This window comes from Stenotrophomonas sp. T8 (genome assembly GCF_051853085.1).
In the GTDB taxonomy this organism is placed as follows: domain Bacteria; phylum Pseudomonadota; class Gammaproteobacteria; order Xanthomonadales; family Xanthomonadaceae; genus Stenotrophomonas; species Stenotrophomonas sepilia.
Genome location: NZ_CP195329.1, coordinates 3,469,401 through 3,481,466 on the forward strand (window position 1 = coordinate 3,469,401; position 12,066 = coordinate 3,481,466).

11 protein-coding genes are annotated in these 12,066 nt (G+C 66.3%); 5 read left to right on the forward strand and 6 right to left on the reverse strand.

The window, feature by feature from the left end:
* Positions 1–15 precede the first annotated feature (15 nt).
* The 4 genes from ACSDHM_RS16025 to ACSDHM_RS16040 all read left to right on the forward strand — a co-directional run bounded on the left by ACSDHM_RS16025 (position 16) and on the right by ACSDHM_RS16040 (position 4,440).
* On the forward strand, positions 16–1,233 hold the full coding sequence (locus ACSDHM_RS16025) for an ABC transporter permease (RefSeq protein WP_439426384.1): 1,218 nt from the start codon (positions 16–18) through the stop codon (positions 1,231–1,233).
* A 16-nt stretch (positions 1,234–1,249) separates the two neighbouring features.
* Positions 1,250–1,621 carry a PDZ domain-containing protein gene (locus ACSDHM_RS16030; RefSeq protein WP_172412113.1) on the forward strand — a complete coding sequence of 124 codons (372 nt, stop codon included), beginning with the start codon at positions 1,250–1,252 and terminating at the stop codon, positions 1,619–1,621.
* Between the two features lie 123 nt (positions 1,622–1,744).
* On the forward strand, positions 1,745–3,091 hold the full coding sequence (locus tag ACSDHM_RS16035; protein ID WP_049411106.1) for a sigma-54-dependent transcriptional regulator: 1,347 nt from the start codon (positions 1,745–1,747) through the stop codon (positions 3,089–3,091).
* The gene (locus ACSDHM_RS16040) at positions 3,088–4,440 is read left to right on the forward strand and encodes a sensor histidine kinase (RefSeq protein ID WP_005419497.1); all 1,353 of its coding nucleotides are present in this window, start codon (positions 3,088–3,090) and stop codon (positions 4,438–4,440) included. The genes ACSDHM_RS16035 and ACSDHM_RS16040 overlap by 4 nt, the downstream gene beginning before the upstream one ends.
* 56 nt (positions 4,441–4,496) lie before the next feature.
* Here the strand turns inward: ACSDHM_RS16040 and ACSDHM_RS16045 are convergent, their stop codons facing one another.
* Positions 4,497–5,030, reverse strand: coding sequence for a GNAT family N-acetyltransferase (locus ACSDHM_RS16045; protein ID WP_072167220.1), 534 nt, complete (start codon positions 5,028–5,030; stop codon positions 4,497–4,499).
* Complete coding sequence (gene glmU, locus ACSDHM_RS16050; RefSeq protein ID WP_072167221.1) at positions 4,999–6,366, reverse strand: bifunctional UDP-N-acetylglucosamine diphosphorylase/glucosamine-1-phosphate N-acetyltransferase GlmU; 1,368 nt, start codon at positions 6,364–6,366, stop codon at positions 4,999–5,001. Before glmU ends, ACSDHM_RS16045 begins: the two co-directional genes overlap by 32 nt.
* Before the next feature lie 83 nt (positions 6,367–6,449).
* Here glmU and ACSDHM_RS16055 point away from each other — a divergent pair, with 83 nt between their 5' ends.
* Positions 6,450–6,833 (forward strand): GtrA family protein, encoded by a 384-nt coding sequence (locus ACSDHM_RS16055; RefSeq protein WP_061479886.1) that lies wholly within the window; start codon positions 6,450–6,452, stop codon positions 6,831–6,833.
* Between the two features lie 19 nt (positions 6,834–6,852).
* Here ACSDHM_RS16055 and ACSDHM_RS16060 read toward each other — a convergent pair whose 3' ends face one another.
* The 4 genes from ACSDHM_RS16060 to atpG all read right to left on the reverse strand — a co-directional run bounded on the left by ACSDHM_RS16060 (position 6,853) and on the right by atpG (position 11,973).
* On the reverse strand, positions 6,853–9,057 hold the full coding sequence (locus tag ACSDHM_RS16060) for a YfhO family protein (RefSeq protein WP_242015782.1): 2,205 nt from the start codon (positions 9,055–9,057) through the stop codon (positions 6,853–6,855).
* Positions 9,058–9,129: 72 nt separating this feature from the next.
* On the reverse strand, positions 9,130–9,552 hold the full coding sequence (locus ACSDHM_RS16065) for a F0F1 ATP synthase subunit epsilon (protein ID WP_005419509.1): 423 nt from the start codon (positions 9,550–9,552) through the stop codon (positions 9,130–9,132).
* A 113-nt stretch (positions 9,553–9,665) separates the two neighbouring features.
* A complete protein-coding gene (gene atpD, locus ACSDHM_RS16070; RefSeq protein ID WP_005419510.1) occupies positions 9,666–11,072 on the reverse strand; it encodes a F0F1 ATP synthase subunit beta in 1,407 nt (468 codons plus the stop codon).
* 37 nt (positions 11,073–11,109) lie between these two features.
* Positions 11,110–11,973: a F0F1 ATP synthase subunit gamma gene (gene atpG, locus ACSDHM_RS16075; protein WP_005411129.1), complete on the reverse strand. Its 864-nt coding sequence runs from the start codon at positions 11,971–11,973 to the stop codon at positions 11,110–11,112.
* Between the last annotated feature and the right edge of the window lie 93 nt (positions 11,974–12,066).

Genomic DNA, 12,066 nt, shown 5'->3' on the forward strand with positions numbered 1-12,066 from the left:
CGAACGAGGACTCCCATGGACATCCGCCCCATCCTCAGCACGCTGCGCCGGCACAAGACTGCCGCTGCCCTGATCGTGCTGGAAGTCGCACTGACCTGCGCCATCGTCTGCAACGCGCTGTTCCTGGTCAGCCAGCGCGTGGAGAAGATCAGCATGCCCAGCGGCATCGCCGAGAACGAACTGGTGATGCTCCGCGTCAGCGGCATCGGCAAGCAGACCGATGCCATGGCCCGCACCCGTGAGGACCTGGCGTCATTGCGTGCGCTTCCCGGCGTCAGCAACGTCACCATCATCAACCAGGTGCCTTTCCGCAACGGCTCGTCCAGCAGCAGCATCTCGCGCGAGGTCGACCAGGAACGGCCGACCACCAACGCTTCGATGTACACCCTCTCGGAGAACGGGTTGGCCACGTTGGGCATCAACCTGATCGCCGGCCGTGACTTCCTGCCCGGCGAGTACCAGAACTTCGAAGACGTCAACAAGGGCGGCGCCAAGGAAAAGGCCATCCCGGTGATCTTCACCCAGTCCACTGCCGCCAAGATGGAACCCAACGGCAGCGCGCTGGGCAAGACCTACTACATGGGCAAGCAGCCGCTGCACGTGGTCGGCATCGTCGACACGCTCAGCACGCCCAATGGCTGGAATGACAACTGGACCAACTCGATGCTGCTGCCGGTGCGGCGCACCTTCGACGACGGTGGCACCTACATGCTGCGCACCTCGCCGGAACGCCGCCAGGAAGTGCTCGACGCCGGTGCAGTCGCGCTGGAGCGCAACGACCCCAACCGGCTGATGCGCGACAAGCTGACCTATGAAGACCAGCGCAAGGACTTCTTCAAGAACGACCGCGCGATGGTTGGCCTGCTGATCACCGTCAGCATCTCGCTGCTGGTGGTCACCGCATTGGGCATCATCGGCCTGGCCAGCTTCTGGGTGCAGCAGCGCAGCAAGCAGATCGGCATCCGCCGCGCGCTCGGTGCCACCCGCGGGCAGATCCTGCGCTACTTCCAGACCGAGAACTTCCTGCTGGCCTCGCTGGGGATCGTGCTGGGCATGCTGGCGGCCTACGCGATCAATCTGGCACTGATGAACCTGTACGAGCTGCCACGCATGCCCCTGTACTACCTGCCGCTGGGCGCGCTGCTGCTGTGGGTGCTGGGCCAGGTCGCGGTGTTCGGGCCGGCCAGGCGCGCAGCAGCGGTCCCGCCCGCAGTTGCAACGCGGGGCGCGTGAGATGCGTGCCTGCCGGATGCTGTTGATGGCACTGCTGCCACTGCCGGCGCTGGCCGGCGGTGGCAGCTCGCAGACGCTGGAATGGCGCCAGGATGATGCCCGCCTGGCGCTCCGCTCGACCGAGGGCCAGGTACGGGTGGAAGCCGCGCGTCCGGAAGCCCGCTTCGGCGTGCGCAGCGGCGACCGCATCCTGCGCCTGGACGATACGGCTGTGCGGCGGATCGAGCATCTTGCCGATGCACTGCGGCATTCCAGTGCCCCGACTGCGTACCTGTTGCTGCGCCGCGACAAACGCGAGCTCACCGTGCCGGTGGACGCCGCCTCGTGGCGGCTGGCGCTGGTCGCTCCGCCACCGCCGGCACCACCGCCTCCACCAGCGCGGCGCTGAAACCAGCCCGCCCTCGTCGCCACGGCTTTGGCTATGCTTGATGGGTGGCGCCGGGCTCTCCCGGCGTATGGATACGAACACGGCTCCATCGGCGCCGCCCATCCCTTTCTGCAGAACTGCTTGATGCCTTCGATCCTGATCATCGACGACAACGCCAGCGTGGGCACCGCGCTGGACGTGCTGTTCTCCCTGCATGACATCGACACCCTGCAGGCGCAGAGCCCGGCCGAAGGGCTGGCCCTGCTCGAGTCGCAGCCGGTCGACCTGGTGATCCAGGACATGAATTTCAGCGAGGACACCACCTCCGGCGAAGAAGGCGAAGACCTGTTCGCACAGATCCGCGCGCGCCACCCGGACCTGCCGGTGATCCTGCTCACCGCCTGGACCCACCTGAGCAGTGCGGTGGACCTGGTCAAGGCCGGTGCCGCCGACTACCTGGCCAAGCCCTGGGACGACCGCAAGCTGCTGACCACGGTCAACAACCTGCTCGAGCTGTCCGAGGCGCGGCGCGAGCTGGACCGCCGCCGCAGCCGTGAGCTGCGCCAGCGCAATGCGCTGGAAGAAAAGTACGAGCTGTGTGGTGCGGTCTTCGCCGATCCGGCCAGCGAGCGCATCATCGCGCTGGCCTGCCAGGTCGCGCGCTCCGAACTGCCGGTGCTGATCACCGGCCCCAATGGTGCCGGCAAGGAGAAGATCGCGCAGATCATCCAGGCCAACTCGCTGGTGGCCAAGGGCCCGTTCATCACAGTCAACTGCGGCGCCCTGCCCTCGGAACTGATCGAGGCCGAACTGTTCGGTGCCGAGGCCGGCGCATATACCGGCGCCAACAAGGCACGCGAGGGCAAGTTCGAAGCCGCCGACGGCGGAACGCTGTTCCTGGACGAGATCGGCAACCTGTCGCTGGGCGGCCAGATGAAGCTCCTGCGTGTGCTGGAAACAGGGCGCTTCGAGCGTCTTGGCTCCAATCGCGAGCGCCAGGTCAAAGTCCGTGTGGTCAGCGCGACCAATGCCGACCTGCCGGCGATGATCCGCGACGGCACCTTCCGCGAAGACCTGTACTACCGCCTCAACACGGTGGAACTGGTACTGCCACCATTGGCCGAGCGCCCGGGCGACATCGTGCCCCTGGCCGAGCGCTTCCTGACCGCCGGCAAGCCACTTTCCAGCGCCGCCACCGCGGCCTTGCAACGGCACCCCTGGCCCGGCAACGTGCGCGAACTGCGCAACGTGATCCAGCGGGCCGAGCTGCTGGCGACCGGCAACCGCATCGAAGTGGCCGACCTGAACCTGCCGCGTGCCGCACCTGCGCCGCGACCGGCACCCAGTGCCGGCAATGATCCCGACCGTGCGCGCATCGAGGATGTGCTGGCGCGCAACCACGGCGTCATCGCCCAGGCCGCCGCCGAACTCGGCCTGAGCCGCCAGGCACTGTACCGGCGCATGGACCGGCACGGCATCCCACGCGAATGAAACGGCGCTCGTTCACCTTCCGCCTGTTCCTGCGCCTGCTGCCGGTGCTGGCGCTGGCCGCCGCGTTGCCGTGGCTGCTGGCCTACTGGATGGACCATGGCTGGGTGGTGACCACGGTGTCGGCGCTGATCCTGCTGTCGCTGATGTGGTGGACCCTGCGCCGTGCCACCGCGCCGGTACGTTCATTGATGCGCGCCTTGGCCGGCACCACCAGCAGCTACCGCGACGGTGAGTACAACTTCGGTGTGTACTGGCCGGGCAACGACGAACTGGGTGACCTGGTGCAGGCGCACCGCGAACTGGGCGACGTGCTGCGCGAGCAGCGGCAGGGCCTGGTGCAGCGCGAACTGCTGCTGGACACCATGGTACAGAACACCCCGGTGGCGATGCTGCTGATTGCTTCCGGCGGCGATGGCATCGCCCGCGTGGTGTTCTCCAACCTGGCCGCGCGCAAGCTGCTGCATGGCGGCTGGAAGCTGGAAGGCCAGCGCCTGGAAGAGGTGCTGGAACAGGTGCCGGTGGAGCTGCGCGATGCCATCGCCCGTGGCGGCGACAGCCTGTTTGCGGTGCATGCGGAAGGCGAAGACGGCGATGAGGACGACGAACAGGTCTATCACCTTTCACGCCGATCTTTCCAGCTCAACGGCCGCCCGCACGACCTGCTGCTGGTACGCCTGCTCACCGCCGAACTGCGCCGCCAGGAAGTGCAGACGTGGAAGAAGGTGATCCGGGTGATCAGCCACGAGCTCAACAACTCACTGGCACCGATCGCCTCGCTGGCCCACTCCGGTGGCGTGCTGGTGCAGCGCGAGCGCTTCGATCGGCTGCCGGAGATCTTCACCACCATCGAAGACCGCGCGCGCCACCTGGAAGGATTCATCCGTGGCTATGCGCGCTTCGCCAAGCTGCCGCAACCGCAACTGCAGACCGTGCACTGGGCGCCCTTCCTGTCCAGCCTGCGCCAGCAGATTCCGTTCAGCATGGAACGCGAACCGGACGAGGAACTGAGCAGCCGGATCGACATCGCGCAGTTCGGGCAGGCGCTGTTGAACCTGCTGAAGAACGCGCATGAAGCCTGTGCCGAAGCCGATCCGCCCAATGATGACGTGCAGGTGCAGCTGACGCGGTTGCCGCAATGGCTGCGCCTGGATGTGCTGGACCGTGGCAAGGGCATGAACGAGCAGGTGCTTCAGAACGCGCTGATGCCGTTCTATTCGACCAAGCGCAACGGTACCGGGTTGGGACTGGCACTGACCCGCGAGATCGTGGAGGCGCACGGTGGGCGGGTGTCGCTGCAGAACCGCGGTGATGGCGGGCTGTGCGTGTCGATCCTGTTGCCGGTGGGGTGAGCGGGCCAATCGGGTAGATCCACGCCATGCGTGGATGTGCCGACCAGGGTCGGCACCTACCAGACCCGCCGCATCGCCACCCGCAGGTGCATCGGAAACCCGAGCGCAGCCTCTTCGGCCATGACGGCGCGCAGGCCATCGTTCCACTCCGCCTCCGGCACTTCAACGAATCCTTCGCTGGCATAGAAGGCTGCATTCCACGGTACATCGCTCAAGGTGGTCAGCACCGCTGCAGCAAAGCCGGTGGCCCTGGCCTGCGCCAAGGCATGCCGCAGCAATGCACGGCCATGGCCACGACGCGCGTGCGCTGGATCCACATCCATCTGCAGGACATGGAACTCGCCTGCCAGGTCGCCGGCCAGCAGGTAGCCGGCAATGCCGCCGCCGGCGCCATCCACCACCCAGAGCTGTCCACGCTCACGGCCTTCCTGCAGCGTCGGCAGGTCCAGGCCGTGGCCGGCAAACACCGGATAGGCCTCGTGGCCCCTCAGCAGTTCACCGGCACGCTGTTCGATCGTCGGCAGCACACCCAGCTCATCGGTGCGCGGCACCCGTGGCTCAGGACTTCTTGACCGGGCGCTTCCAGCCATCGATGGTTTCCTGTCGTGCACGTGCCAGCGTCAGCTTGCCGTCCGGCGCGGTGCGGGTGATGACCGACCCGGCAGCGATGGTCGCGCCCTCGCCGATGGTGATCGGCGCCACCAGCGAGGTGTTGGAGCCGATGAAGGCGTTGTCGCCGATGGTGGTGGTCGACTTGTTCACGCCATCGTAGTTGCAGGTGATGGTGCCGGCACCGATGTTCACCCTGCTGCCGATCACCGCGTCACCCAGGTAGGTGAGATGGTTCGCCTTGCTGCCGACGCCGAGGGTGACCTTCTTGGTTTCGACGAAGTTGCCGACGTGTACGCCATCGGCCAGCACGGTACCCGGCCGCAAGCGTGCGAACGGGCCGATCTGCGCGGCACCTTCGGTGACCACGCCTTCCAGGTCGCAATGCGCGCGCACTTCGGTGCCGGGCCCCAGGTTGACGTCCTTCAGCCGGTTGAACGGGCCTACGGTAACGCCGTCACCGAGCACGACGTTGCCTTCAAGAACAACGTCGACATCGATCAGCACATCGCTGCCCACGGTGACGGTGCCACGGATATCCAGGCGTGCCGGATCGCGCACGCGCGCGCCCTGAGCGCACAGAGCACGCACCGCACGGCGCTGCCAGGCGCGTTCCAGCTGCGACAGCTGCCACGGATCATTCGCGCCCTCAGCCTCCTGTGCATCGGCGACCAGGGCCATCTCGGCCGGGGTGTACTCATGCGCGGCGAACGCGAACACATCGGTAAGGTAGTACTCGCCCTGCGCATTGCTGTTGGACAGCTGCGACAACCAGCGGCGCAGCGCGGTCGACTCTGCGGCGATGATGCCGGTGTTGATCGTGCGCACGCGCAGCTGGTCGTCGGTGGCGTCCTTCTGCTCGACGATGGAGCCCACCTTGCCCTCTGCATCGCGCAGCACGCGGCCGTACCCGCTCGGGTCATCGACATCGGCCACCAGCACTGCCAGCCGGCCCGGCTGCGCGAGCAGGTCGCGCAGGGTCTGCGCGCGGATCAGCGGCACATCGCCGTACAACACCAGCACCTGCGCAGCGTCGGGAACCTGCGGCATTGCCTGCGCCACTGCGTGGCCGGTACCGAGCTGCTGGGCCTGTTCGGCCCACTGCAGGTCGGGCTGGCCGGCGAAGTACCGACGCACCGCCTCGCCACCATGGCCGTAAACCACGTGGATGGCCGCCGGCTGCAGCTCGCGGGCCGCATCGATCACGTGCGCCAGCATCGGCTGGCCGGCGATCGGCTGCAGCACCTTTGGCAGCACCGACTTCATGCGCTTGCCGGCGCCGGCGGCGAGGATGATGACGTGCAGGGCTTGGGTCATGGGAGCAGCAGTCCGTAGTTCGTTGCCGGTGATTCTAGAGCGTGGGCCGTTAACATGGGCATCCCTCCTCCTTCACCATGCCGATGAGCCTGCTCCGCCAGGGAAGCACCTACCTTGTGATCGGGCTCGTGCAGCTGCTGGTCGATTGGCTGGTGTTCGTGGTCGCCACCGCGCTGGGCATGCCGGTCGCGCCGGCCAACATCGCCGGTCGCCTGGCCGGCATGCTGCTGGGCTTCTGGCTCAACGGCCGCTACACCTTTGCCGAGGCCGGTGCCGGCAAGCTGGGATGGAAGCGCTTCGCACGCTTCTTCGGGCTGTGGCTGCTGCTGACGGCAGCGAGCACGCTGCTGGTCAGCCTGGTCGACCAGGCGCTGGGCCTGCAGTACACGTGGCTGGCCAAGCCGCTGGTGGAAGGCGGGCTGGCGTGCGTGTCGTTCCTGTTGATGCGCCATGTGGTGTATCGCTGATCGCGGTCAGCGGTCAGCGTCACGGCTCTGGCACAGGCGCGCCGAGTCCCTCACGCCACAGCTGCAGCGCGCTGTAGCGCAACCGCACCTGATGCTGCCCGGCCGGCACGCACAACGCATGGAAGAGGCCATTGCCGCGCAGCAGCGGCAGTACCTGGCCATCCTCAAGCTGCGCCTGCCAGCCACGACCGGTGGTTTCGTTGATCACCACCCATGCTGCGTGGTCGGCCACCACCGTCAGCTCGATGCGTCCCGGCTGGTAGTGCAGCACCTGCACCGTGGCCTCGCCGGCATCCTGTTCGGCACAGTGGCTGCTGGCGGCTGCCGGCAGCCATAGCTGCCGGTTGAAATCGGTCTGGTTGAACAGCGGCGCAGGCGGTAGACGCTCCTCATGGCGGCGCACCTGCCGCGGATTCAGTACACGTGGCAGCACGCTGTCACGCCGCGCAAGTTCCACCTGGTCGCCGTGCGCGCTGGAGCCCGGAAACGGCTCCTGAGCCAGCAGCCAACGCACGCCCAGCAGGTCGTACAGGGGAGCAGCGGTGTCTGGCATCCAGGCAGTGGGGACCTTCTGCTGGAAGGTATCCACCGGCTCGCCCGGCATCCCGGTCATCTGCAGATAGTCGCTTGCCAGCAGCGGGTTGTAGCCGTTTGCCAGCGCAATGGCATGCACCGCCGCGCCGTTGGTGAGTCCGCCGATGCCGAAGACCACCGCGCGCTCGGGTATGCCGACATTCCGCTCTGCCGCCAGCAGCGCATAGGCGCGCTGCGCAGGACCTGCACGATCGGCGGTGAGCACCGACTTTGTGCCGCTGCCCGCGTTGAACCTGGTGCCGACGTTGAACAGCAGCAGGTCCAACAGCACCAGTACCAGCACCCAGCGCGCAGGCGCCTGGTGGCGGCGCAGCACCCGCACCGCGGCTACGCCCAGCGCGGCGCTGACCGCAAGCCAGGCGAAAGCGAGCGGATGACAATGATCGATCGCCAGCCATGCAGCGCACGCACCCAGCACTGCGACGACCGCCACGGACACCCGATGCAATCGCAATGGCTGCCGCTGCAGGGCAACCTGCAGGGCATTGGCACCCAGCCACGCCGCCGGAGGCACGGTAAGGAACAGCGCATCGGATGGGCGCCGGAACAGGTCCAGCCCCGGAAGCCAGCCAAACAACCAGGGAAACAGCGGCGTCGCGCCACCCACCGCGACCATGATCGCCAGCGTCAGCGCACACAGCGCGATGCGCGTCGCCGCCGGCTTGCGCCGCAGCACCTCACCGCCCCAGAGCAGCCACAGCGCCAGCGGCACTGCCCCCACATAGAGGTAATCGGCGCTGATATCACCGAAGGCCCAGCTGTCGCCGCGCCCCTGCGAGAACACGTTGCCCGACAGCAGTGTCACCAGTGTCTGCCAGTGGATGGCACCCGGCAGCGCGGCTTCCAACGTCAAGCCATTGCGATTGGTCTGGTCCAGCCAAGCCAGCGTGGACAGCCACTGCGGCGCACTGACAACGCCGGCGAGAATGGCCACCACGCCCAGCTGCCACAGCAGGCGCATGCGCTGCCCCTGTGCCAGCACGACAGCAGCTACTGCGTAGATCACGCACGCGAGGATGATGAAATAGGTGACCTGGGTCAGTTGAAGCGTACACATACCGCCGGCCACACCGGCCAGCAGGATGTCGCGCATCCGTCCCCGCCGGCGGACCTGCTCCAGGCCCAGCCACAGCCAGGGCAGCAGGCAGTAGCTGATGATCATCGGCGTGTGCTGCAGGCGCGACGCGGCCACGCCTCCAAACATCAGCGTGAGTGCGAACAGCAGCTGCGCCGGCGGCGGCATGCCCTGCACGCGGCTCAACCGCAGTGCACCCAGGCCGCCTGCCAGCACATGCAGCAGCACCACCACCGTGAACAGGTGCAGGGAGCCCGGCGCCAGCAGCATCGGCAGCAGCATCGTCGGCTGCAGCGTCATCATCTGCGGATCGGCCACCTGCGGGTAGCCACCGTAGAGATACGGATTCCACCAGGGGGCCTGCAGGTGACGCAGCTGCTCGGCACTGAAACTGACCGCCGGGAAGAACTGCTGCACGGCATCGAAGGGGATGGTCTTGATGCCACTGAGCCATGGCAGGCACAGAACGATCCACGCAATCAGGAACACGCCTGCCGGTGTGCGCCACGGCCGCTGCGAGCTGCCGCCTTCAATCGCTGTCGAGTAGTGCTGCATTCCCTGCTCCTGTGGCGAACAAACAAAAACGCCGGCAGCTAGCCGGCGCCTGTGCTTGATGACGCGCGAACCTCAGTGCTTGAGATTCTTGCGCAGGCGTTCCAGTGCCTGCAGCTGGACGACGGCTTCAGCCAGCTTCTGCTGGGCTTCGGCCACTTCCATCGCTTCGCCGCGGTTGGCCAGGATGCGCTCGGCTTCTTCCTTGGCCTTGCGGACCGAGGCTTCGTCGATGTCCTGCGCGCGGATCGCGGTGTCGGCCAGCACGGTCACCACCTGCGGCTGCACTTCCAGGATGCCGCCGGAAATGGCGAAATCCAGCTGCTCGCCGTTCGGCGTGGTCACCACCACCTTGCCCGGCTTCAGGCGGGTGATCAACGGCGCGTGCTTGGGCGCGATGCCCAGTTCGCCCAGCTCACCGGTGGCCACGACCAGGGTCGCTTCGCCACGGAAGATTTCCTGCTCGGCGCTGACGATGTCGCAACGGATCGTGCTCATGCAAATCTCTTCGCTGTTCGCGGTGGCGCAATGCCACCGTGGGGGTCCACCGGCGCGGGCGGTTGCCCGGCGCCGGCGTCAGGTCGGCCAGGATCGCTCCTGCCCGTCCCGGATCAGGCCTTCTCGGCCATCTTCTTGGCCTTCTCGACCGCTTCTTCGATGCCGCCGACCATGTAGAACGCCTGCTCCGGCAGGTGGTCGTACTCGCCATCGACGATGGCCTTGAAGCCACGGATGGTGTCCTTCAGCGGCACGTACTTGCCCGGCGAACCGGTGAACACTTCGGCCACGTGGAACGGCTGGCTGAAGAAGCGCTCGATCTTGCGGGCGCGCGACACGGCCTGCTTGTCCTCTTCGGACAGTTCGTCCATGCCCAGGATCGCGATGATGTCCTTCAGTTCCTTGTACTTCTGCAGGGTCTGCTGGACGCGCTGGGCGGTGTCGTAGTGCTCGTGGCCGATCACCAGCGGATCCATCTGGCGGCTGGTGGAGTCCAGCGGATCGACGGCCGGGTAGATACCCAGCGAGGCGATCGAACGCGACAGGGTGACGGTCGAGTCCAGGTGGGCGAAGGTGGTCGCCGGCGACGGGTCGGTCAGGTCGTCCGCGGGAACGTAGACGGCCTGGATCGAGGTGATCGAGCCGTTCTTGGTCGAGGTGATGCGCTCCTGCAGGACGCCCATTTCCTCGGCCAGGGTCGGCTGGTAACCCACCGCGGACGGCATACGGCCCAGCAGTGCCGACACTTCGGTACCGGCCAGGGTGTAGCGGTAGATGTTGTCGACGAACAACAGGACGTCCTTGCCCTTGCCGTTCTCGTCCTTCTCGTCGCGGAAGTACTCGGCCATGGTCAGGCCGGTCAGCGCGACGCGCAGGCGGTTGCCCGGCGGCTCGTTCATCTGGCCGTACACCATCGCCACCTTGTCCAGGACGTTGGAGTCCTTCATTTCGTGGTAGAAGTCGTTGCCCTCACGGGTACGCTCACCCACGCCGGCGAACACGGACAGGCCGCTGTGCGCCTTGGCGATGTTGTTGATCAGCTCCATCATGTTGACGGTCTTGCCGACGCCGGCGCCGCCGAACAGGCCGACCTTGCCGCCCTTGGCGAACGGGCACATCAGGTCGATGACCTTGATGCCGGTTTCCAGCAGCTCGGTGGCCGGAGACTGGTCTTCATACGACGGCGCAGCGCGGTGGATTTCCCAGTTGTCGCTGGCAGCGACCGGGCCGGCTTCGTCGATCGGACGGCCCAGCACGTCCATGATGCGGCCCAGGGTGCCGGCGCCGACCGGCACCGAGATGCCGCGGCCGGTGTTGACGGCAACCAGGTTGCGCTTCAGGCCGTCGGTGGAACCGAGGGCGATGGTACGCACCACGCCGTCGCCCAGCTGCTGCTGGACTTCGAGGGTGATCTCGGTGTTTTCGACCTTCAGTGCGTCGTACACCTTCGGCACCGATTCACGCGGGAATTCGACGTCGACGACCGCGCCGATGATCTGAACGATCTTGCCCTGACTCATTGCTGCATCCTCTAATGTGTGCTTTGAACGAACGCGGTCAGACTGCTGCCGCGCCGCCGACGATTTCGGAGATTTCCTGGGTGATCGCTGCCTGGCGCGCCTTGTTGTAGACGAGCTGCAGAGTGCCGATCAGCTTGTTGGCGTTGTCGCTCGCCGCCTTCATCGCGACCATGCGTGCGGCATGCTCGGAGGCGACGTTTTCCAGCAGTGCCTGGTACACCAGCGACTCGATGTAACGCGTCATCACGTGCTCCAGCACGGTCGCGGCATCGGGTTCGTACAGGTAGTCCCAGTCGTGGTGAGCGACCTGCTTCTCGGCCGGCGGCAGCGGCAGCAGCTGATCGAAGCTGGCCTTCTGCACCATGGTGTTCACGAAGCGGTTGTAGACCAGGTACACGCGGTCGATCTTGCCTTCGGTGAAGGCGTCGAGCATGACCTTGATCACACCGATCAGCGATTCCAGCTTCGGCACGTCGCCGATGTGGGTCACGCTGCCGACCATGTTGACCTTCACGCGGCGGAAGAAGGTCGAAGCCTTCTGGCCGATGGTCACCAGGTCCACTTCGGCACCCTTGTCCTGCCATGCCTTGGCTTCGCCCAGCATCTTGCGGAACAGGTTGTTGTTCAGGCCGCCGGCCAGACCGCGATCGGAGGAGATCACGATAAAACCGACCCGCTTGACCTGCTCACGCTCGACCAGGAACGGATGCTGGTAGTCGGTGCTGGCCTGGGCCAGGTGACCGATCACCTGCTTCATCGCCTGCGCGTACGGACGCGAGGTCTTCATCCGATCCTGCGCCTTGCGGATCTTGGAGGCCGAGACCATTTCCAGGGCGCGCGTCACCTTGCGGGTGTTCTGCACGCTCTTGATCTTGGTTTTGATTTCGCGTCCGCTTGCCATCTCTTGTTTCCCGTGGCGCGGGGCTGATGCCCCGCGTTGTTCAACCGTTTGTCATCTGGTCCAGCGGAGCCTGGGGCTCCGCTCTACAGGACC

What these genes read in the sequence shown, in the direction of transcription:
- ACSDHM_RS16045 (WP_072167220.1), bottom strand. Translation starts at nt 5,030, where the DNA reads ATGGCTGGAAGCGCCCGGTCAAGAAGTCCTGAGCCACGGGTGCCGCGC.
- atpG (WP_005411129.1), bottom strand. Translation starts at nt 11,973, where the DNA reads ATGGCAAGCGGACGCGAAATCAAAACCAAGATCAAGAGCGTGCAGAAC.
- ACSDHM_RS16055 (WP_061479886.1), top strand. Translation starts at nt 6,450, where the DNA reads ATGAGCCTGCTCCGCCAGGGAAGCACCTACCTTGTGATCGGGCTCGTG.
- ACSDHM_RS16040 (WP_005419497.1), top strand. Translation starts at nt 3,088, where the DNA reads ATGAAACGGCGCTCGTTCACCTTCCGCCTGTTCCTGCGCCTGCTGCCG.
- glmU (WP_072167221.1), bottom strand. Translation starts at nt 6,366, where the DNA reads ATGACCCAAGCCCTGCACGTCATCATCCTCGCCGCCGGCGCCGGCAAG.
- ACSDHM_RS16025 (WP_439426384.1), top strand. Translation starts at nt 16, where the DNA reads ATGGACATCCGCCCCATCCTCAGCACGCTGCGCCGGCACAAGACTGCC.
- ACSDHM_RS16060 (WP_242015782.1), bottom strand. Translation starts at nt 9,057, where the DNA reads ATGCAGCACTACTCGACAGCGATTGAAGGCGGCAGCTCGCAGCGGCCG.
- atpD (WP_005419510.1), bottom strand. Translation starts at nt 11,072, where the DNA reads ATGAGTCAGGGCAAGATCGTTCAGATCATCGGCGCGGTCGTCGACGTC.
- ACSDHM_RS16065 (WP_005419509.1), bottom strand. Translation starts at nt 9,552, where the DNA reads ATGAGCACGATCCGTTGCGACATCGTCAGCGCCGAGCAGGAAATCTTC.
- ACSDHM_RS16030 (WP_172412113.1), top strand. Translation starts at nt 1,250, where the DNA reads ATGCTGTTGATGGCACTGCTGCCACTGCCGGCGCTGGCCGGCGGTGGC.
- ACSDHM_RS16035 (WP_049411106.1), top strand. Translation starts at nt 1,745, where the DNA reads ATGCCTTCGATCCTGATCATCGACGACAACGCCAGCGTGGGCACCGCG.